At 42.8% G+C, this 21383-nt stretch carries 21 protein-coding genes and 1 tRNA gene; 1 reads left to right on the top strand and 21 read right to left on the bottom strand.

Annotated features, from left to right (window positions below; genetic code table 11):
• Nucleotides 1-228: 228 nt before the first annotated feature.
• The 11 genes from FKZ59_RS09050 to FKZ59_RS09000 all read right to left on the bottom strand — a co-directional run bounded on the left by FKZ59_RS09050 (nucleotide 229) and on the right by FKZ59_RS09000 (nucleotide 8465).
• A tRNA-Arg gene (locus FKZ59_RS09050) sits at nucleotides 229-302 on the bottom strand.
• A 122-nt stretch (nucleotides 303-424) separates the two neighbouring features.
• Nucleotides 425-928, bottom strand: coding sequence for a metallophosphoesterase (locus tag FKZ59_RS09045; RefSeq protein WP_141602435.1), 504 nt, complete (start codon nucleotides 926-928; stop codon nucleotides 425-427).
• A gap of 220 nt (nucleotides 929-1148) precedes the next feature.
• Nucleotides 1149-1478, bottom strand: coding sequence for a zinc ribbon domain-containing protein YjdM (locus FKZ59_RS09040; protein WP_141602434.1), 330 nt, complete (start codon nucleotides 1476-1478; stop codon nucleotides 1149-1151).
• A gap of 92 nt (nucleotides 1479-1570) precedes the next feature.
• A complete protein-coding gene (locus tag FKZ59_RS09035; protein ID WP_141602433.1) occupies nucleotides 1571-2164 on the bottom strand; it encodes an XTP/dITP diphosphatase in 594 nt (197 codons plus the stop codon).
• Complete coding sequence (gene rph, locus FKZ59_RS09030; RefSeq protein WP_141602432.1) at nucleotides 2133-2945, bottom strand: ribonuclease PH; 813 nt, start codon at nucleotides 2943-2945, stop codon at nucleotides 2133-2135. The genes FKZ59_RS09035 and rph overlap by 32 nt, the downstream gene beginning before the upstream one ends.
• 247 nt (nucleotides 2946-3192) lie before the next feature.
• A complete protein-coding gene (gene racE, locus FKZ59_RS09025) occupies nucleotides 3193-3990 on the bottom strand; it encodes a glutamate racemase (RefSeq protein WP_141602431.1) in 798 nt (265 codons plus the stop codon).
• 291 nt (nucleotides 3991-4281) lie between these two features.
• Nucleotides 4282-4503: a helix-turn-helix domain-containing protein gene (locus FKZ59_RS09020; RefSeq protein WP_016837203.1), complete on the bottom strand. Its 222-nt coding sequence runs from the start codon at nucleotides 4501-4503 to the stop codon at nucleotides 4282-4284.
• Nucleotides 4504-4574: 71 nt separating this feature from the next.
• On the bottom strand, nucleotides 4575-5021 hold the full coding sequence (locus FKZ59_RS09015; protein ID WP_141602430.1) for an acyl-CoA thioesterase: 447 nt from the start codon (nucleotides 5019-5021) through the stop codon (nucleotides 4575-4577).
• 240 nt (nucleotides 5022-5261) lie between these two features.
• Nucleotides 5262-6044, bottom strand: a complete 783-nt coding sequence (gene sdhB, locus FKZ59_RS09010; RefSeq protein ID WP_141602429.1) for a succinate dehydrogenase iron-sulfur subunit — start codon at nucleotides 6042-6044, stop codon at nucleotides 5262-5264.
• A 2-nt stretch (nucleotides 6045-6046) separates the two neighbouring features.
• Nucleotides 6047-7807 (bottom strand): succinate dehydrogenase flavoprotein subunit, encoded by a 1761-nt coding sequence (sdhA, locus tag FKZ59_RS09005; protein WP_141602428.1) that lies wholly within the window; start codon nucleotides 7805-7807, stop codon nucleotides 6047-6049.
• A 43-nt stretch (nucleotides 7808-7850) separates the two neighbouring features.
• Nucleotides 7851-8465, bottom strand: coding sequence for a succinate dehydrogenase cytochrome b558 subunit (locus tag FKZ59_RS09000; protein ID WP_141602427.1), 615 nt, complete (start codon nucleotides 8463-8465; stop codon nucleotides 7851-7853).
• 290 nt (nucleotides 8466-8755) lie between these two features.
• Here FKZ59_RS09000 and FKZ59_RS08995 point away from each other — a divergent pair, with 290 nt between their 5' ends.
• On the top strand, nucleotides 8756-9172 hold the full coding sequence (locus tag FKZ59_RS08995) for a YslB family protein (RefSeq protein WP_141602426.1): 417 nt from the start codon (nucleotides 8756-8758) through the stop codon (nucleotides 9170-9172).
• A gap of 25 nt (nucleotides 9173-9197) precedes the next feature.
• Here the strand turns inward: FKZ59_RS08995 and FKZ59_RS08990 are convergent, their stop codons facing one another.
• From FKZ59_RS08990 to FKZ59_RS08945, 10 genes are all read right to left on the bottom strand, one after another.
• The gene (locus FKZ59_RS08990; protein ID WP_141602425.1) at nucleotides 9198-10424 is read right to left on the bottom strand and encodes an aspartate kinase; all 1227 of its coding nucleotides are present in this window, start codon (nucleotides 10422-10424) and stop codon (nucleotides 9198-9200) included.
• A 294-nt stretch (nucleotides 10425-10718) separates the two neighbouring features.
• A complete protein-coding gene (gene uvrC, locus FKZ59_RS08985; protein ID WP_141602424.1) occupies nucleotides 10719-12503 on the bottom strand; it encodes an excinuclease ABC subunit UvrC in 1785 nt (594 codons plus the stop codon).
• 152 nt (nucleotides 12504-12655) lie between these two features.
• The gene (gene trxA, locus FKZ59_RS08980) at nucleotides 12656-12970 is read right to left on the bottom strand and encodes a thioredoxin (protein ID WP_141602423.1); all 315 of its coding nucleotides are present in this window, start codon (nucleotides 12968-12970) and stop codon (nucleotides 12656-12658) included.
• A 215-nt stretch (nucleotides 12971-13185) separates the two neighbouring features.
• Nucleotides 13186-14163, bottom strand: coding sequence for an electron transfer flavoprotein subunit alpha/FixB family protein (locus tag FKZ59_RS08975; protein WP_141602422.1), 978 nt, complete (start codon nucleotides 14161-14163; stop codon nucleotides 13186-13188).
• Nucleotides 14164-14239: 76 nt separating this feature from the next.
• Nucleotides 14240-15013: an electron transfer flavoprotein subunit beta/FixA family protein gene (locus FKZ59_RS08970; RefSeq protein ID WP_141602421.1), complete on the bottom strand. Its 774-nt coding sequence runs from the start codon at nucleotides 15011-15013 to the stop codon at nucleotides 14240-14242.
• Nucleotides 15014-15035: 22 nt separating this feature from the next.
• Nucleotides 15036-15806 carry an enoyl-CoA hydratase gene (locus FKZ59_RS08965; protein ID WP_141602420.1) on the bottom strand — a complete coding sequence of 257 codons (771 nt, stop codon included), beginning with the start codon at nucleotides 15804-15806 and terminating at the stop codon, nucleotides 15036-15038.
• A 12-nt stretch (nucleotides 15807-15818) separates the two neighbouring features.
• On the bottom strand, nucleotides 15819-16403 hold the full coding sequence (locus FKZ59_RS08960; RefSeq protein ID WP_141602419.1) for a TetR/AcrR family transcriptional regulator: 585 nt from the start codon (nucleotides 16401-16403) through the stop codon (nucleotides 15819-15821).
• Nucleotides 16404-16498: 95 nt separating this feature from the next.
• A complete protein-coding gene (locus tag FKZ59_RS08955; protein ID WP_141602418.1) occupies nucleotides 16499-18190 on the bottom strand; it encodes a long-chain-fatty-acid--CoA ligase in 1692 nt (563 codons plus the stop codon).
• A 386-nt stretch (nucleotides 18191-18576) separates the two neighbouring features.
• A complete protein-coding gene (locus FKZ59_RS08950; RefSeq protein WP_141602417.1) occupies nucleotides 18577-18996 on the bottom strand; it encodes a DUF350 domain-containing protein in 420 nt (139 codons plus the stop codon).
• A 6-nt stretch (nucleotides 18997-19002) separates the two neighbouring features.
• Nucleotides 19003-21369: an endonuclease MutS2 gene (locus tag FKZ59_RS08945; protein WP_141602416.1), complete on the bottom strand. Its 2367-nt coding sequence runs from the start codon at nucleotides 21367-21369 to the stop codon at nucleotides 19003-19005.
• Nucleotides 21370-21383: the final 14 nt, after the last annotated feature.

Below are 21383 nucleotides of genomic sequence, written 5' to 3'. Positions count from 1 at the left end.
ATTCACATCTTGCATGAAGGAAAATTCCTTCTGGATTTATGTCGGCATCGCCGCGGCCGCGCTGATCTTGTTCATATGGTGACAGACCCTCCGTTTCCCCCAAGGCATTTGGATAATGCCTTCTTTTTTATCCCCTTTTAACCTATCAACTTATCAGGGAAACCTTCTTGTTTTGAAAACTGCAATAAAAAGCCTTACAACCATGGAGGCTGTAAGGCTTTTTTCTAGCGTCCCAGGAGGGATTCGAACCCCCGACCGACGGCTTAGAAGGCCGTTGCTCTATCCAGCTGAGCTACTGAGACATTTTTCATTTTTTCATTTTTTCATTTCCCCGACGGACAATATTTATTATATTAGTGTAGTGTGAAAATGTCAACAGCAAAATGAAATTTTTTGATAATTTTCACACTACATGTTCATCCGATTATTCCTGAACAAACTCTGTCTGAAAGATTTCTTCCCCTTGATCGGTGTAGGCCGTCACCTTCCAAATCTCCTCAAGGAAATCTACAAGCACATAGCTTTTTTGATCGATTCCGCGCGGCTTTAACAAACTGCCCGGATTGACAAACAAAATATCATCGATCAACTCCGCCCCAAGCAAATGGGAATGGCCGAAGAATACCGCATCCGCTTCCACTTCTTTCGCGCGGTAGAATAAATTCAGCGTCGTGGACTTTACATTGAATAAATGGCCATGGGTCACCAAAATCTTTTTTCCTTCCGCTTCGAACAATTCTTCATTAGGAAAACGTTTGTCCCGGTCGCAATTTCCCCGGACCCGTTTCGCCCCTTCCAAATAGGGATGCTCATAATCGAGTTCACTGTCCCCGCAGTGAATGACCGTATCCGCCTCCGGATGGCGATTCCGCACCTTCCGGATAATTTCCGCGTCTCCATGGGTGTCGCTCATCACTAATATTCTCATTGCCTTCCCCCTAACCGTCTGATATCTAAAAGCGAAACATCATCCTCATAAATGATATTAAACAATTTTGCCAAAAATGTAAAAGCCTCAGACTCCTAACTCCAAAATGTGTTATAGAGTAGATATGCAAATCCTTTTAGAAAAATACTTGCTTCCATAATTTTATCTGCCCCGAATTTCAATTTGCAATCCATAAAAAAAGAGGCTGCTTGAGCCCCTTTTATGCTTTCTTCACGAATTCCGATTTCAGCTTCATCGCTCCAAAACCGTCAATTTTGCAATCGATGTTATGGTCGCCTTCCACTAACCGGATGTTTTTCACCTTTGTTCCCATTTTTAAAACGGATGAAGTTCCTTTTACCTTCAAATCTTTGATGATCGTCACGGAATCACCGTCTTGCAGAATATTTCCATAGGCGTCTTTAACGACCAGCCCATTTTCTTCTGCCTGTTCTTCCCCTGTCCATTCGTAGGCGCATTCAGGGCAAACCAACAAATTTCCGTCTTCATACGTATATTCCGAATTGCATTTTGGACAGTTTGGTATCATTTCATTTCCTCCATCTCAACAATTGTTCCCTACTACTATAACGAATTCTTATGGAGGATTCAATTAATAATAGAAAATAATTATCTTTTCAATCATTTCAAAATGTTTGGAAGTTCTTTTGTCAATTTCCGGATGGCATTCCCGCGATGGGAGATGGCCCCTTTTTCTTCCGGCGTCAATTCGGCCATTGTGCGGCCCAATTCCGGAACATAGAAAATGGGATCATAGCCGAAACCGTTTGTGCCCCGCTTTTCATGCAAAATTTTCCCTTCGCAGGTGCCCCGGAACGTTTTCGTTTCGATGTCCGGACCGCTGATCGCAATGGCGCAGACGAAACGGGCCGTGCGTTCTTCATCCGGCACCCCTATTAATTTCTCAAGCACTTTTTGAATATTCGCTTCATCGTCATGATCCCCCGCGTAGCGGGCGGAAAACACGCCCGGTTCGCCTCCAAGGGCGTCCACCTCCAAACCGCTGTCATCCGCTATGACGATTTTTCCAAGGGCTTTTGAAAGGGTTTCCGCCTTTATAATCGCATTTTCTTCAAAGGTTGAACCTGTCTCCTCGATTTCCATGTCGCTCGCGATATCCAGCATCGTGACAACCTCATAGTCAAGCGGCTTGAAAATGGCCTCAAAATCTTTTGCTTTCCCTTTATTTTTCGTTGCTATGACTACTTGCTTCATGATTCTCTGACTCCCCGGCTTCCTCAGTTTGTTGTAATTTTGCATCCTCGATTAGTTTTGCATCTTCTCCGAGAACCGATTTTTGGATTTCGATTAATTCCCGGATTCCTTTTTCTCCAAGTTCCAGCAATGTGTTTAATTCTTCGCGCGAAAATGTGGCTTCTTCGCCGGTACCCTGGATTTCGACGAAGCGTCCGCTTCCTGTCATGACAAGGTTCATATCCACCATCGCTTCAAAATCTTCCTCAAAGTTCAAATCCAATACTGCCCCATTGGATTCAAGGATTCCGACGCTTGTTGCGGCCAAAAAATCCGTAATCGGAAATTTTTCAAAAGGCGTTTCTTTATGGATTTTTGCGACCGCCTGTGTCAAAGCCACGAATGCCCCGGTAATGGAAGCTGTCCGTGTTCCGCCATCCGCCTGAATGACATCGCAGTCAATCCATATCGTGCGTTCTCCAAAGGCTTCCAGATCAACGACTGCCCTTAAGGCCCGTCCAATCAATCGTTGAATTTCCATCGTCCGTCCGCTGATTTTGCCTCGGGCAGATTCGCGGATTGTCCGTTCTTTTGTGGCTCTAGGCAGCATTGAATATTCCGCGGTAATCCATCCTTTGCCTTGTCCGCGAAGAAAACTTGGCACCTTATCTTCGATTGTTGCCGTACAAATCACTTTTGTATTCCCCACCTGAATTAATACGGATCCTTCCGGATGCATTAAATAATCTGTTTCGATTGATACCGGTCTTAATTGATTGACTTCTCTTCCATCTGTTCTCATGCGCTTTCCTCCTAAAAATAATCGTCCATATCTTAACATACTTTTCCTTTTGAAAAAAGCGTTGCACATTTTTAAATGCACTTGGGCATACAATCTTTTATAGCTTGTAGCACTTGTCTACAAGTAAAAAAGCTCGAAAAGGACCTTTCGAGCTTTCTTCATGTCTCATGCAATTCGGTACAACCGATTCGGAAAACGCCGCATCTGTACTGAATCGCATGAGACGCAATGGGAGTTTGAGGATTTATTAATTTAATTTTATTTTTCTGATATCCAACTCTTTTCTTTCCAACCAGTTTTCAGCAATTGTGCGAAAAATCGGCACTGAACCGGTTACATAAAAAATATGATGCGGTTCGCTTTTTTCAGTTCGCAACAAATCAAGGTTCACTAAAAGTTCCTTTACTTCTTTTGCTGTTTCTTCCGCTGATGATAAAACCGTTACATCAGGTCCCACAACTTTTTCGATATGATGCTGAATCATCGGATAATGGGTACAGCCTAAAATGACTGTATCGAAACTTTTATTTTTTAGCGGCATCAAACCGTTTGCTACGAGTTCAAAAGCGAATTGCCCTTCATATTCCCCGCTTTCTACAAGCGGTACGAATGTCGGACACGCCAAAGGAATGATTTTTGCTTTTGTATTTAAAGAAAGTAGCGCTCTTTCATATGCACCGCTTCTAATGGTTCCTTCTGTAGCAAGGACAACAATTTCATTCCGCTTTGTTTTTTTGATTGCCGCCCGGGCTCCTGCATTGATGACACCTACTACTGGAATGGAAAGTTCTTTTCTTAATGCATCAAGGGCAACTGCTGTTGCTGTATTACAGGCGATGACGAGCAGTTTGACATCCTTTTGCTCCAGAGCTTTTGCCAACTGCATCGTAAAAGTGAGCACTTCGCCACTTTTACGTGGGCCATAGGGGCACCTTGCAGTATCACCGATATAATAAATCGTTTCATTTGGCAAAGCTCTCATGATTTGCTTTGCTACCGTTAAGCCGCCAACACCTGAATCAATTACGCCTATTGGGGCATTCACTTATACCGCCTCTATCCTATTTCATTTGTTTGATATATTATCTATTCTATTTTGGCTTAAATCTTTACCAAGTTCAACGATTCTTTATCAAAAAACAAAGATAGGAAGAAGCGTCAATCTTCATTGGAACGCCCACTAAAAAACTTGGAAAGAATCATCAATGCTAATGTGCCCGATTCATCCCATCATTAAACATGCCAATTTTTCATATATTTGCTTCAAATTTTATTATTTTAATATAGGAGAAAATTATTGATTTATATAGTAATTTGACATAAAAAGATTTTGTTTTTAGTGTAATGAAAGTTCGTCTAGCCTTAATAATTCAATTAGTGCCTGTGACCTGCTGGAAACCCCCAGCTTTTGGATTGTGTTTGAAATATGGTTACGCACCGTTTTTTCACTGATACCCAATTTTTGGGATATTTCCTTTGTTGAATAATCCAGAATTAACAACTGAAATATTTCCCGCTCTCTTTTCGTTAGTAGCGAACGATGCTGCGGGCTACTCATAAGGCAACACCCTCCTATCTCCTCTCTATGTAAGGTATGTCAGGAAGGGTGATGCTGTGAGGGCATTTTTACTATTTCCCGCACAATATTATCTTTTGTTCTTCGGTCCAAGGCGCCGGTCTGCCCGTTTCCTTGTCGATCTGCACTAAAGCGCCTCTTCCTGTTAGAACAATTTCCCCTTTTTCATTTTTCACCATGTAATGAAGGTCAATCGAGGAATTTCCTAGTCGGGCGGTTTTTACATAAACCCGCAGTTTCTCGCCGTAATACACTTGTTTTAAATAATCGCATTGAATATCCGCCACCACAGGGATTTTTTGTTCCTCCTGAGAACCCCAATTGTTTTTTATATTCAGAGACTTGAAGTATTCGATCCGCGCATGTTCGAAATATGAAAAAGGTACGACATTGTTGAGGTGGCCATACATGTCTACATCGGAAAAACGGACAATTTCTTCTGTATAAAATGTGAATTCCTTTTCCCATTGCTCCAAATCTTCGATATATGTTTCTTTCATATTCCCATCCCCTTGTTTTTAATATAGCAATCATTATTATACAATACTTCCCTTTTCTTAGAAATGAAGGAAACTGTCGAACGTTGTTGGAGATGGTTGAAAATTTGTAGGATGGAATCTACTTGATGGGGTTCCCATGGAAACCGCCTCCTATATTATGCAAATAGCAAAAAAATGTTCTTGATTTCAAAAAAAAAGCAGCCAAATTCAGAAAACCGAATTGGCTGCTTTTGTTTATGATTAGTCTACCATGTGGTCTGAACCGAAGAATTTGCGGAACATGTGTACAGTCGTCGCTCTGTTTAAGGATGCAATGGATGTTGTCAAAGGAATTCCTTTAGGACATGCAGCTACGCAGTTTTGGGAGTTACCGCAGTTTGCAAGTCCACCTTCGCCCATAATTGCATCTAAACGTTCGTCTTTATTCATCGCACCTGTTGGGTGTGTATTGAATAGACGTACTTGAGAAAGTGGCGCCGGACCAATGAAGTTGGATTTCTCGGAAACGTTTGGACAAGCTTCAAAGCACACACCGCAAGTCATGCATTTTGATAATTCGTATGCCCATTGACGTTTGCGCTCAGGCATCCGTGGACCTTCACCTAAGTCGTAGCTTCCGTCAATAGGAATCCATGCTTTAACTTTTTTCAATGCGTTGAACATGCGGCTGCGGTCAACTTGCAAGTCACGCACAACCGGGAAAGTTTTCATTGGTTCCAAACGGATTGGTTGTTCCAATTGATCAACCAACGCTGAACAAGACTGACGTGGACGACCATTAATCACCATCGAACATGCACCACAAACTTCTTCGAGGCAGTTCATATCCCACGTAACTGGAGTTGTTTCTTTTCCATCAGCAGTTACAGGGTTTTGACGGATATACATCAACGCTGAAATAACGTTCATCCCTGGGCGGTAAGGTACTTCAAATTCTTCCCAACGGCTTGGCCCGTTTGGGTTATCTTGACGTAAAATTTTAAATCTTACAGTTTTTCCACTTTCCACTTGTTGTGTACTCATGATTAATTATCTCCTTTCGAAGAGTAGTCACGTTTACGAGGTGGAATTAATGAAACGTCCACTTCTTGATAAGTAATGATTGGCTCGCCAGTAGATGGATCGAATTTCGCCATAGTTGTTTTTAAGAAGTTTTCATCGTCACGTTCAGGGAATTCTGGTTTATAGTGCGCACCGCGAGATTCGTTACGCAACAATGCGCCTTTTGTAATTACTCGCGCAAGATATAGCATATTTTTCAATTGACGAGTAAAGTGTGCACCTTGGTTGCTCCATTTTTGAGTATCGTGGATGTTGATGTTTTCCCAACGCTCCAACATGTCGCCAAGTGTATCATATGTTTTTTGTAGGCGGTCATTGTAACGTACAACTGTTACGTTGTCTGTCATCAATTCGCCAAGTTCTTTATGGAGCAAGTATGCGTTTTCATTACCTTTGTCCATTTTTAGGATGTTATCCCATTTTTGCTGTTCTTGTTTTACATATGCATCATATAAAGATTGTGGAAGATCTTCAGCATGTTTTGATAAGCCTTCCATGTATTTTACTGCGTTTGGTCCGGCAACCATACCGCCGTAGATCGCAGAAAGCAATGAGTTGGCGCCTAAGCGGTTCGCTCCGTGTTGAGAATAGTCGCACTCACCAGCAGCAAACAGACCAGGGATTTCAGTCATTTGATCATAGTCAACCCATAATCCGCCCATTGAGTAGTGAACTGCTGGGAAGATTTTCATTGGAACTTTGCGAGGGTCGTCGCCAACGAATTTTTCATAAATTTCGATGATACCGCCCAGTTTGATATCGAGTTCGTGCGGATCTTTATGGGACAAGTCTAGGTATACAAGGTTTTCGCCGTTGATACCCAATTTTTGGTTTACGCACACGTCGAAGATTTCGCGCGTCGCGATATCGCGTGGTACCAAGTTACCGTATTTAGGATATTTTTCTTCCAAGAAGTACCAAGGTTTACCATCTTTATAAGTCCAGATACGTCCGCCTTCACCGCGGGCAGATTCACTCATCAAGCGGTTTTTGTCATCACCTGGGATGGCAGTTGGGTGAATTTGGATGAACTCACCGTTTGCATAAGAAGCACCTTGTTGATAAACGATGGATGCCGCAGAACCAGTGTTGATGACAGAGTTTGTGGATTTACCGAAAATCATTCCAAGTCCACCTGTTGCCATGATTACGGCATCAGAGCGGAATGCTTTGATTTCGGAAGTTTTCAAGTCTTGTGCTACGATACCACGGCAACGTCCTTCATCATCAAGAACAACGCCTAGGAATTCCCAGTGTTCATATTTTGTAACTAAACCTTCCACTTCGTAGCGGCGAACTTGTTCATCAAGCGCATATAGCAATTGCTGACCAGTTGTCGCACCCGCGAATGCTGTGCGGTGATGCAAAGTACCACCGAAACGGCGGAAGTCAAGCAAACCTTCAGGAGTACGGTTAAACATAACTCCCATACGGTCAAACATATGAATGATACCAGGTGCCGCTTCGCACATCGCTTTAACTGGCGGTTGGTTCGCCAAGAAGTCACCGCCGTAGATTGTATCGTCAAAGTGGATCCATGGAGAATCCCCTTCACCTTTTGTATTTACTGCCCCATTAATTCCGCCTTGTGCACAAACTGAGTGTGAGCGTTTAACAGGAACTAATGAGAATAGTTCTACTTCAGTACCCATTTCGGCTGCTTTCATCGTTGCCATCAGACCGGCTAAGCCGCCACCAACAACGATTAATTTCTTTTTGGCCATGACTAAGTTTCACTCCTCTTTTCTAATTGGATGTTCTGTTAAATCATACGAATGCTAGAATTGCTGATACACCGATAATGCTGATGATTACGAAGAAAATCATTGAAAGCCATGAGAATACTTTTTGGGAATGTGGCGATTGTGTGATACCCCAGCTTACGCAGAATGCCCATAAACCATTGGATAAGTGCAATGTAGCTGATAGGATACCTACAATATAGAATGCCAACATCCAAGGATTGTCCACGATATTTTTCATCATATCGAAGCTTACTTCGGCATTGCCTAAAGCTTTTTGGATGCGAGTTTGGAACATGTGCCAAGCAATGAAAATTACAAGGAACACGCCCGTAATGCGTTGCAATAAGAACATCCAGTTACGGAATGTACTGAAGCGCTTGTTGTTTGGTGTCGCTGTAAAGGCAATATAAATTCCATATAATCCGTGGAATAAAATTGGAATGTAGATCACAATCCATTCAATAGTCAATAATAGCCAGCCAGGGATATAATCCATTACCCCAGTCGCTGAGTCGTATGTCTCTGCCCCACCTGTTGCAGTGAAGTTAAGAGACAAGTGGAATACTAAGAATAGCCCTACAGGAATAACACCAAGTAAAGAATGTAGTCGGCGCCAGTAAAACTCATACTTTTGCAAGACTTTTACCCCCTTAAATGATAGAAATAGTAGTCAATAAGTCGTCACAAATTGTAAACGCTTTATGCATTGACTGTATGAATCATAATGGTACAATATTATGACAAGTTCATTGTACCCTCATGAACTATTACCGTCAAGGTACGTTATGAATATTTGTTGGGCTAAAAATTTTCCGTTTTTCTCTGGAAAAATTACCATTCATTCTCGAAAATGCATTTTTTATCTATTTTTAGACATTTCAATAATCTCGTAAAAAAAAGTAAAATCTAGAAAGAGGTTCTTGTATTATGTCATCTGTTCAAAAAACGTTTCCTTTATTTGGCTATGAACTCATAAGAGATTATTTATTACCATCTATATTAGGGAAGCACGAGAACGATATCCTTTATTGGGCAGGCAAAGATTTGGCTCGGAAATTCCCGTGCACCGATATCCCTTTGATCATTTCCTTTTTTAAAGATGCCGGTTGGGGCGATCTCGCCCTGGAGAAGGAAATGAAGGACGGTTTTGTTTTCCGGTTGACGAATGACCCGGAATTGCTGAAAATCAAAGAGCGGAATTTCCGGTTGGAAGCCGGGTTTATCGCCGAACAAATCCAAAATTTTAAAGGCTATTTGACCGAATGTTTTGAAGAGAAAAAAGAACATCAGGAACAAGTTATTTTTACAGTAAAAATGGATTTGAAGGAAAAAATTGAGCAATAAGGGGCAAAAGCGCCCCTTTTTTATTTCATGCCAACTCTTCCGCAAGGCCGAATTCATCATGCAACGCATTCGCCGCACGAATCATATCGTCTTGGGGTACAACTACGGAGACTTTGATCTCCGATGTGGAAACCATTTTCACCGGAATGTTTTCCTTGCATAAGCGTGCAAACATTTTTGCGGCCACTCCCGGATTGGAAACCATGCCGGAACCGACAATTGACACTTTCGCCAAACCGACTTCAAAATCCGCAAATTGAAAACCAAGCTCCTCCTTGTGATCTTCAAGCACCTTCACAGCATTCGCCAAATCCTCTTTCGCGATGGAAAAAGAAATGGTCGGTTTTACTTCTTCCATGACAGATTGAACGATAATGTCCACATTGACATGGTGTTTTGCTAATGTATTGAATAAATTGGCAAGGGAAGATTTTTCCAATGTTTCATAACCGACAGTAAAACGGATGATGTCTGTTTCATATGCGACACCACGGACAATCAAATTTTTTTCCATTTCAATCTCTCCCTTAATGACTGTACCACGGACATTTTTTGTACTGGAGCGGACGACGAGGGGCATTTCAAATTTTTTGGCCAACTCCACCGCTCTCGGATGAACGATTTTCGAACCTAAATAAGACAATTCCAACATTTCATCATATGTAATATCTTTCAGTTTGCGGGCATGCTGCACCACATTCGGATCGCCCGTATACACCCCGTCAAGCTCCGCATAAATTTCCACCCGTTCAGCGCCAATGCTTTTTCCAATCGCAACGGCTGTCGTATCAGCACCGCCTTCCCCAAGGAGTGTGATATTATTTTCTTCATCAACCCCTTGTCCACCTGCGACAATCACTATTTCCCCTTTTTTAAACCGCTCGATGATGACATCGCCGTTGACATCTTCGATACGGGCGTATCCGGATGTTTTTCGTGTCGTTTTGATTCCGACTTGCCAACCGGCGAGAGATTGGGACCTGAACCCCCTTTTTTGAATGGCGATGGACAGCAAACTGCTCGCCACCAGGGCGTTTGTCGAATGGATGACATCCAATTCCTTTTCCGCAGGAGAATCGGAAAGCGAGTGGACGATTTTTTCCACACTGCCATTGAGCAACGATGTTGGGGGAACGACCGCCACAACATTGCGGCCAAATTTCTTCTCTTCAATCAGCCTTTTGGCGGTTTCTCCGATTTGTTCCGGTGAAGACAAATTTTTTTCATCCAATTTCACTACAATGTTAATCATTGTCACACTCCCCTTAATCTCACAAAACCAGTGATATTGCCATGCTTCTATTTCGAAAGAAAAAAGCAACTCTTCACAAGGGTGGTGAAAAGCTGCCTCAATCAACAGCACATTCTTTTGAGAGAGCTCCCCAAACCTTTTATTTTCTATTGCAATAAAGCAAGAATACGGAAAATATCCGGCGCTATCTCTTCCAAAAGCTCATTTTGGAAGTTCCTTTTGAGACGGGTACCGCTATCCCCGCATCTTTCCTGAAACGAAACGATTCAACTTTAAATTTACAATATCATACAGCTATTCCTTTGACAATGTGTCTTCATGAAAATGTCGATAAATGGCTTCTGCAACTGATTTGGGCATTTTTGCTTCCATCAGTTCTTCCACGGTCGCCTGTTTGATTTTTTTGATGGAGCCGAAATGATTTAATAATTGCTTTTTCCGTTTTGGACCCACCCCTTCAATTCCATCAAGAGCGGAACGGAACGCGCTGGTTTGATGTCGCTGTCTCAAAAACGTGATTGCAAAACGGTGCACTTCATCCTGGATGCGCTGAAGCAAATAAAAGGCATCGCTCGTTTTTTCCAAAGGAATCGCAGCGGGAGGGTCGCCGTATAAAAGTTCCGATGTGCGGTGTTTTTCATCTTTCACAAGCCCTGCAATCGGAATCGAAAGTCCCAGTTCGTCTTCCAGCACTTCACGTGCGACTTCCATTTGCCCTTTTCCGCCATCCACAATGATCAAATCGGGAAGCGGCAAATTTTCCTTTAATACGCGGATATACCGTCTGCGGATGACCTCTTGCATCGCTCCATAGTCATCATGTTTTGCCGTTTCTTTCAATTTATATTTGCGATACTCTTTTTTCGCCGGTTTTCCGTCAATAAATACGACCATCGCACTGACCGGATCCGCGCCATGCATATGGCTGTTATCGAACGCTTCAATGCGGAGGGGAGCCGGAATATTCATCGCTTCGCCCAATTGTTGGCATGCGCCGATTGTCCGTTCTTCCTGCCGTTCGATAAGCTGGAATTTCTCTTCGAGGGCCAGCATCGCATTTTTCTTTGCCAGCTCTACCAGTTCCTTCTTCGATCCACGTTTCGGAACCAGTACTTTTATATTCAAAAACTTTTCTAAAATAGTTTTATCAATCGTATCCGGAATCAAAATCTCCTTGGGTTTTATGTGTTCATCGTAAAAACGGCCGACAAATGTTAAAAACTCTTCTTCAGGATCCCGGTATATCGGAAAAATGGAAACATCCCTTTCGATTAATTTCCCTTGCCGTACAAAGAATACTTGGACGCACATCCATCCTTTTTCCACCGAATAGCCGAATACATCACGGTTAGTGAAATCGCCCGATACAATTTTTTGTTTTTCCATGACCGTTTCAATATTTTGGATTTGATCCCGATATTCCTTTGCTCTTTCGAATTCAAGCTTTTCCGCGGCTTCCATCATTTTTTTCTCCAGTTCTTTTTTCACGTCTTCATGTCCGCCGTTTAAGAATTTCGCGATCTCATCCGTCATTTCTTCATAAATTTTCGGATCCACGTCTTTGACGCATGGCGCCAAGCATTGTCCGATATGATAATACAAACAAACCCGGTCAGGAAGCCGGTTGCATTTCCTCAATGGATAAATGCGGTTTAATAGTTTTTTTGTTTCATTCGCGGCAGAAACATTCGGATAAGGGCCGAAATATTTCGCCTTATCTTTTTTCACCTTTCTCGTCGTGATGATTCTTGGATATTTTTCGTTGGTGATTTTTATATAAGGATAACTTTTGTCATCCTTCAACATGACGTTATATTTCGGGTCATATTGTTTAATCAAGTTGAGTTCCAGGATTAAAGCTTCCAGATCACTGGATGTAACGATGTATTCAAAGTCTTCGATTTCGCTGACCAGGCGTTGGGTCTTACCATCATGGGTACCGGTAAAATAGGAGCGCACCCTGTTTCTTAAAACTTTTGCTTTCCCTACATAAATCACCGTTCCTTGCCTGTCTTTCATTAAATAGCATCCGGGCAATTCAGGCAACAAAGACAATTTATACTGGATTGTTTCATTCATGAAAGATCACCTTGCATACCATCAACCAATTTTTCGCTAACTCTATTATAGAGGCATCCATCAATAAAAAGCGAGAAGTATTCAGCATGGATGCTTTTCCTTAAAAATATTTGCATAAAAAAAGAGCACATATCAATGTGCTCTGCGGAATATTATTTATTGCTGTTGATAAACTCAACCAAAGCTTCTTTTGGCTGGAATCCGACAGTTTTTGCAACCAACTGGCCATCTTTGAATAAAAGCAAAGAAGGAATTGACATAATTTGATAATCTGCGGCTGTCGCCGGATTGTTATCTACATCCACTTTAACGATTTTCAATTCCGAGCCCATTTCGGCATCAAGTTCTTCCAAAACAGGTGCAATCATTTTGCATGGTCCGCACCAGTTTGCCCAGAAATCTACTAATACCAAACCTGAAGAAATTTCTTGCGCGAAGTTTTGATCCGTAGCATGTACAATTGCCATTTAAATGCCTCCTTAATATTACATCTTTATGTAGTATAGCATGTGGAAAATGGAAAGTGTAGTAAAGAGTTCCGGAACTCGAAACTCTTCCAGTAAAGTTCAAACTTTCTTAATATGCGATATTTTGCCCGCCGGCGAAATTTATCATACTACAAAAAACTGCCACATCTCAAACCATTGAGACGTGGCAATATATGAACATTTCGTTCTGCGGTTTAAGCATTCACTTTCAATGCTTTAATTTCTTCAATTAATAATGGAACCACTTCGAACAAGTCTCCGACAATACCATAATCCGCCACCTTAAAAATATTTGCTTCCGGATCTTTGTTGATGGCAACAATCACTTTTGAGTTGGACATGCCGGCCAAGTGCTGGATCGCCCCGGAAATGCCGCAAGCAATATACAAATCCGGTGTTACGACTTTGCCGGTTTGTCCTATTTGCATTGCATAATCGCAATAGCCGGCATCGCAGGCGCCACGGGAAGCTCCTACAGCACCGCCCAACAAGTCCGCAAGTTCTTTCAACGGTTTGAATCCTTCCGCGGACTTCACGCCGCGTCCTCCTGAAACGATCACTTTCGCTTCGGATAAATCCACACCCGTTGAGGCATTGCGGACGACTTCTTTCACGATTGTGCGCAAGTTTTTGATATCTACGGAAACGGATTGGACGTCTCCTGTACGGCCTGCATCTTTTTCAAGCGGCGCGATATTGTTCGGACGAACAGTAATAAATACAAGCCCTTCTTTGAATTTTACTTTTTCAAATGCTTTACCGGAATAAATCGGGCGAACAAATACCGCATCATCGCCTGAACCCTCGATTTCAGTAACGTCTGAAATTAATGCTGCCTGCAGGCGGGATGCCACTTTCGGGGACAGGTCTTTTCCCAAAGCAGTGTGGCCGATGACGATCCCTTCAGGTTTTTCTTGTTCAATTAGCGCGAGCAATGCCTGGCTGTACCCATCGGATGTATAGAATTTTAAATGCGGATGTTCCACAACGAGCGCTCGGTCAGCACCGTATGCAATCAATTCTTTTGCCAGATCCGCCACCTGGTCGCCGAAAAGGGCAGCAACCACTTCTCCGCCATCGGAAATTTGTTTCGCGGCCGCAATCGCTTCAAAAGAAACGTTGCGCAAAGCGCCGTCACGAACTTCACCTAATACTAATACTTTTTTTGACATTGTACTCCCTCCATTACTGTACGAATCGATTTTATCTACGGCTATGACGCTTCCATTCTGTTATTCATTAGATCCATTAAATTACTTTCGCTTCTGTGTGCAATAAGTTCACCAGTTCTTTCACTTGGACTTTTAAATCGCCTTGCAAAATGCGTCCGGCAGATTTGGCTGGAGGCAAAAATACTTCCACTGTTTCGATTTTCGGTTCCACATCGTCTTCATCGATATCCAAATCATCCAGCTCCAACTCTTCAAGCGGTTTTTTCTTCGCTTTCATGATGCCCGGCAAAGAAGGATATCTTGGCTCGTTTAAGCCCTGTTGAGCTGTCACGAGGAGAGGCAGGCTTGTTTCAATAATTTCGGAATCTCCTTCAACATCACGGACAATTTTTACGTTAGTTCCATCGATTTCTAATTTTGTGATTGTCGTTACATAATTGATGCCGAGCAGATCGGCAACTCTAGGGCCAGTTTGGCCGGAACCGCCGTCAATCGCCACATTCCCTGCCAAAATTAAATCCGGATTTTTGTCTTTCAAATACTCAGCCAAAATATAAGCCGCGCCGGCATGATCCAGCTCTTCCACATCATCTTCGACATTGATTAAAACCGCTTCGTCGGCACCCATTGCAAGGGCAGTACGGAGTTGTTTTTCCGCTTCTTCACTTCCCAGGGAAATCACCGTCACTTTGCCGCCATGCTGGTCTCTTACTTGGATTGCTTCTTCGATGGCATATTCATCATAAGGGTTGATGATGAATTCAGCGCCTTCTTCCTGGATTTGGCCATTTTCAATTACGATTTTTTCTTCTGTATCGAAAGTGCGTTTCATTAATACGAAAATATTCATGTATGATAACCCCCTAAATCAATTATTTTCCGCTGAATGCAGGTTGACGTTTTTCAATGAATGCCTGGATTCCTTCTTTTGCATCTTCCGATTGGAACACGATGCCGAATTGTTCGGCTTCGGCTTTGATTCCGTCTTCAAAGGATGCTTTTGCATATTGCAATGCATGAATGGCGGCTTTCAACGAAACAGGGCTCTTTTTGGCAATCTTTTTCGCCAGCTCCAAAGCTTGCGGCAATAATTCTTCCTGCGGGACTGCTTTATTCGCTAGTCCCCATTCAACAGCCTCTTTGCCTGAAATCGGCTCGCCTGTAAAAATCATTTCAGCCGCCTTTGCCGTTCCGACATAGCGGGGAAGTCTTTGTGTCCCTCCGAATCCAGGAATAATACCAAGATTCAATTCAGGAAGCCCCAATTTCGCATCTTCTGCAACATAACGAATATGGCAGCTCATCGCAAGTTCCAATCCGCCGCCCAGTGCTGCCCCGTGGATTGCTGCGATGACCGGTTTCGGGAAAGACTCGATGCGGTTGAAAACAGTTTGTCCATTTTCTGAAAGCTCCACCGCTTCGGCTTGCGTTGAAACCGATGTAAACTCTTTGATATCGGCGCCTGCCGAGAAGAATCGTCCTTCTCCATGCAGCAGAACAACTCTGACATCATTGTTTTGTTCAATTTCTGTCAATAATTCATCCAATTCGCGGATGAGTTTCTGTGCCAACGCATTGGCAGGAGGACGATTGATGGAAACAATTGCAACTCCTTCTTCCAATTTCCAATTGAGAAATTCCATGACGACACTCCCTTATTTGTTTTTTATTCCATTGAGCAATAAGTGTTTGACTTTTGGCGCATTGTCTAAGAGATCATATCGAAAGTCGTTCATCACCCAGGATGTGATCGTTTCATCGATGGTGCCAAATACCATTTGCCTTGCCACCCTCACATCCATCGTCGGATTGAACTCGCCATTCATCATGCCTTCTATCAATATATTATCGAGAAGCTTCAAATATTCTTTTAAAATGGCATTTATTTTTAACCTTAACTCTTTATTGGATTGGCGCAATTCCAGCTGGGTGACGGTCGCAAGATGACGGTTGTTGGCCAGCACCTTAAAATGGTTGTCAATCATCTTTGATAGTTTTTCCGTAGCGCTTGTCTCCATTTCGATGATCTCTTGCAAACTTTCGATAAAAACACTCATTTTTTCTTTAAACAAAGAAATCAAAATATCCTCTTTATTCTTGAAATACAGGTAAATAGTCCCATCCGCAACGCCGGCCTGCTTTGCAATTTTTGAGATTTGCGTTTTATGATAACCGTTTTCTGCAATTGCAATCACCGCGGCATCTATAATTTGCATGTATTTCGGTTTATCACGATTCACAATGTTCACCACCAAAAAATATGAAAATATGAATGATTATTCATTCATATTTTCATATTATAATTTTATGAACATTCTGTCAATATTACATATATTTAATTTGCCTGAAGTTCTTTGAGCTTCATTTTCTCTTCTTCAACCAATATTCTCCTTAATACTTTTCCTACCGCCGTTTTAGGCAATGAATCCCTGAATTCATAGATGCGCGGCACTTTATACGCTGCCAAATGTTGCCGGCAATATCGGTCCAGATCTTTCTCTGTCACCGTTTTTCCTTCTTTTAATACGATATATGCCTTCACCGTTTCCCCCCGATATGGGTCCGGCACCCCGGCAACGACACATTCTTTGACCGCTTCATGCTCATATAATACTTCTTCGATTTCCCTAGGGTAAATATTAAATCCGCCTGCGATGATGACATCTTTTTTGCGGTCGACGACATAGAAGAAACCTTCTTCATCCATATACCCCAAATCTCCGGTCAAAAACCATCCGTCCACAAAAACTTGGGCAGTTTCTTCCGGACGCTTCCAATACCCTTTCATGACTTGCGGACCGCGTACGGCAATTTCCCCTATTTCTCCCGGAGGCAATATTTCATTTTCACCCGGTTTCATGATGACCGCATCTGTATCCGGCCATGGAACCCCAATGGAACCGATCACCCGTTTATCCCAGATGAAATTTGCGTGTGTGACCGGCGATGTCTCCGTCAGGCCGTAACCTTCCACCAGCCTTCCTCCTGTCACTTCTTCAAATTTCTCCTGCACTTCCACAGGAAGCGGGGCTGAACCGCTGATGCAAGCATTGATGGAAGACAAATCGTATTTTTTCAAATCCGGATGGTTCAATAAACCGATGTACATGGTCGGCGCACCAGGGAAAAGGGTCGGCCTCTGTTTATGGATGGTTTTTAACACCTGATCCACATCAAATTTCGGCAACAAAACCATTTTGTTTTGTTTCATTACGGTTAAAATCAGCACTGTTGTCATTCCGTATACATGGAAGAAAGGCAATAAACCTAAAACCACTTCTTTTCCTTCCTCGCACTTGTATAGCCATGCATCGCACATCATCGCATTGGCAATCAAGTTCTTATGGGTCAGCATAACCCCTTTTGGAGTGCCCGTTGTTCCTCCTGTATATTGAAGAAGGGCGAGATCCTCTTCAAAGTTGAAGGGCACTTCAATCGGACTCGGCTCTTCCACCCTCATAATTTCCGTAAATAAGTGCGTATTCCCCTGATGTTCCACTTTCACGCTGAAACCATATTGTTTCTTTTGGATAAACGGATAAACAAGATTTTTCGGAAATGGAAGATAATCCTTGATCCCGGTAATGATAACGTTTTCAATTTTCGTCTGGCGAATCACTTTCATAATTCGCGGATATAAAATATCCAGCGCCAATATCACTTTTGCTTCAGAGTCCTGCATCTGGTATTCCAGTTCCCTTTCCGTATAAAGCGGATTCGTCTGAACGACAATGCCGCCCGCATATAAAATGCCATAATAAGCGATGACCGCCTGGGGACAATTCGGCAACATGATGGCCACCCGATCGCCCTTTTCCACCCCTAATGAACGCAAGTAATTCGCAAATTTCAATGCCGATTCATACAGTTCCCGGTAATCCAATTCCCTTCCCATAAAATGGATGGCAATTTTATTTTGGTTCTTCCGGTAAGCCCTTGTCAAAAAAGTTTGGACGGGAATTTCTTCATATTCCAATGTATGCGGTATCTCAGCAGGATAATGCTTAAGCCACACCTTATTTGACATCCACACATCCCCCTTTGCTTAAAAAGTGAAAATTTTCTTACAATTGTTATCATTTATTATAATTGAAAAGGATTGCACTTTCAAACTATTTTTTTAAAATTATAAATATTTTTCTCTATTATTCTATTATTTTCTTTTTCATTCAATAATTTCAGCGGCGTTTTCTATGTCGTTTTATGTCGTAAAATTGCATTATTTATTATTTTGAAATAATTATTCAATGCCGTTAAACAGCAAAAAAAGGGTGGAAACACATATTTGCGTCTCCTCCACTGTTTAAAAAACAAAAATAACCTTTATTTTGCAATCAAATAATAAATTCCTATGGCAAAAAATAGTACGGCTATGACAATCAACACTTTTGCTAGCTTTTCCATAAAAACCTCCTATGAGATGCTGGCGCCGATGACGAAGGAAAGCCCTAGCGAAATGGTGAACGAAATCAATCCGACGGACCGGTTGTCCTCCTCAATTTCCTTGTCGATATTGAATTGGGGTGTTAAAAATTCATATAAAAAATAAGCGATGATCAACAAAAAGAAACCATATAACCCCCAACCGATCATTTCAAAAAATGTGTTATGCCTTTCAATGGAATAGCGGAAAATATTGCAGACACCCAAAATTTTCCCCCCTGTCGCCAAAGCGACAGCCACATTTCCTTTCTTAATTTCTTCCCAGTTTTTATATTTCGTTACAACTTCGAACAATACCATCGCGAGCACCAAACACAATACGACCACACTGAAATAACCCGCTGTTTCGACCAAAGGATGTTTCCAGAAATTTGAATCCACATTCACCATCCCCTTTTATTTTAGTTCCACAATCGTTACTCCCAGGCCACCTTCACCAGCTTCGCCCAACCGGAATGAACGCACCCGTTTATGTTTTCTCAAATATTCATGAATTCCTTGGCGCAAAGCGCCTGTCCCTTTTCCATGTATAATCGTGACGCGGCTGTAATTGGCAAGAAGGGCGTCATCAAGATACTTTTCGGTTTTTAAAATGGCATCTTCCAGCCGCTCGCCCCGCAAATCCAATTCCCACTTGACATGAGGATTGCGGTTTTTCACCGTTGTCAGCTTCACGGCCTGTTTTTCTTTTTCCGGTGCGACATACTCCAAATCCGATTCATCGATTTTCATTTTCAGCATGCCAATTTGCACAACCCACTCATGCTCTGATGCTTTTTCGATGAGCGTTCCTTTTTGTCCGAAGCTTAACACTTTCACTTCATCCCCCGGCTGGAGGTTTTGCGCCCGCTCACGGATTTTGGCCTGTTTTTTCAGGATTGGATTTTCTTCCGGAAGAATGTCTTCCAACCGCTTTTTCGCTTCAATCAGCTCATGTTCCTTGATCACCCGGTTTGCATTCTGTTGCATTTCCCGCAATTCTTTGATGATCTGTTCCGCCTCTTTCTTGGCGTTTTCGATAATGTGCCGCGCTTTCTCTTTTGCCTTGTTCTCAAGACTTTCTTTTTTTATATTCCATTCATTCAGCTTCTCTTCCAGCTCGTCATGCAATTTCTGGGCTTCCAGCAATATTTCATGTGCTTCTTCCGCATCCTGTTCCGCTTTTCTTCTGCTTTCTTCAAGGGAAGCAATCATTGATTCCACTTCCCGGCGGTCAGTTCCCGTGAAAGATTTCGCCCGGTTAATAATGGAATCCTTCAAACCAAGCCTTTTTGATATTTCAAATGCATTGGAACGGCCGGGAACGCCAATCAACAGGCGGTAAGTGGGGCTCAACGTCTCAATATCGAATTCCACACTGGCATTGATGACCCCTTTCCGGTTATAGGCATAAGCTTTCAGCTCAGGATAGTGGGTCGTCGCCATAACGCGGGCTCCGCGCCCCACCACTTCATCCAGAATGGAAATGGCAAGCGCCGCTCCTTCTTGTGGATCCGTACCTGCGCCAAGCTCGTCAAATAAAATTAAGGAATGCTCATCAAATTGGTTTAATATGCCTACAATGTTCACCATATGGGAAGAGAAGGTGGACAATGATTGCTCGATGGATTGTTCATCCCCGATATCAGCGAATACTTGACGGAAAACGGAGAGTTCAGAACCATCCGATGCCGGTATGGGCAACCCCGCTTGCGCCATCAATGTACATAATCCAACCGTCTTTAAAGTAACGGTCTTCCCTCCTGTATTCGGACCGGTGATGACAATGGCCGTAATTTCCCTGCCAAATTCAATCGTATTCGGCACCGCTTTTTCGATGGGAATCAACGGGTGTCTTGCCTGGATCAAGCGCAAGTAACCTTCATTATTGACAGCTGGCTTCGTGCATTTATTTTTGGCACCGTACTTCGCCTTGGCCAAAATGGCATCGATATCCCCTAATATGTTCACAAGAACTAGCAAGTCGCTTGCCGCTTCCCGCACTTTTGCCGAAAGGGCGGACAAAATCTTTTCAATTTCCGCCTTTTCCCGTACCTTTAAGCGTTGAATTTCATTGTTGATTTGAACAACCGATTCCGGTTCTATAAATAATGTCTGGCCCGAAGAAGACTGATCATGCACAATTCCGCCGTAGTAGCTTCGATATTCTTGTTTTACCGGTATTACATAGCGGTCGTTCCGGATCGTGATGATGGTATCCGAAAGCATTTTGGCCGCGCCGGGTCCCCGCACCAGGCTGTCCAATTTTTGGCGGACCCTTGCCTCCGCTGAACGCAATTGCTGTCTGATGTTTCTTAATTCCACGCTGGCAGAATCAAGCACAGCCCCATTTTCGTCGATGCATTCATCAATTTCATGCTGCAAAGCGGTCAAGACCGGCAATTGATTTTTCCGTTCAATAAAATGCGGTATTTGAATTTCTTCTTTTTCTTCTATCTCCTCAATAAAATTCCTCAAAATTCGGCTTGCCCTGATGGTGCTTGAAATCTCCATCAATTCCATCGCGCTGAGCATGCCTCCGATTTGGGCCCTTTTCACATGGGGACGGATGTCGAAAATCCCTCCCATTGGCACATGCCCTTTGACGCGTAATATGGCGAGCCCTTCATCCATCTCTTTCAACAGTTCTCCCACTTTCTCGAAATCCGTTTCCGGCACAAGCTTTTCAATTTGTTGCTTTCCAAGGGAAGAGGTGCAAAATTCGGCCACCTGGGCACGTACTTTATCAAACTCAAGGGTTTTTAATGCTCGTTCAGCAATCACTCTGAACACTCCTG

It is taken from the genome of Ureibacillus terrenus (genome assembly GCF_006569205.1).
GTDB classification, from domain to species: Bacteria; Bacillota; Bacilli; order Bacillales_A; family Planococcaceae; genus Ureibacillus; species Ureibacillus terrenus.
The sequence above is the reverse complement of the archived record's forward strand: the minus strand, read 5'-3'. Positions and strand labels throughout refer to the sequence as shown.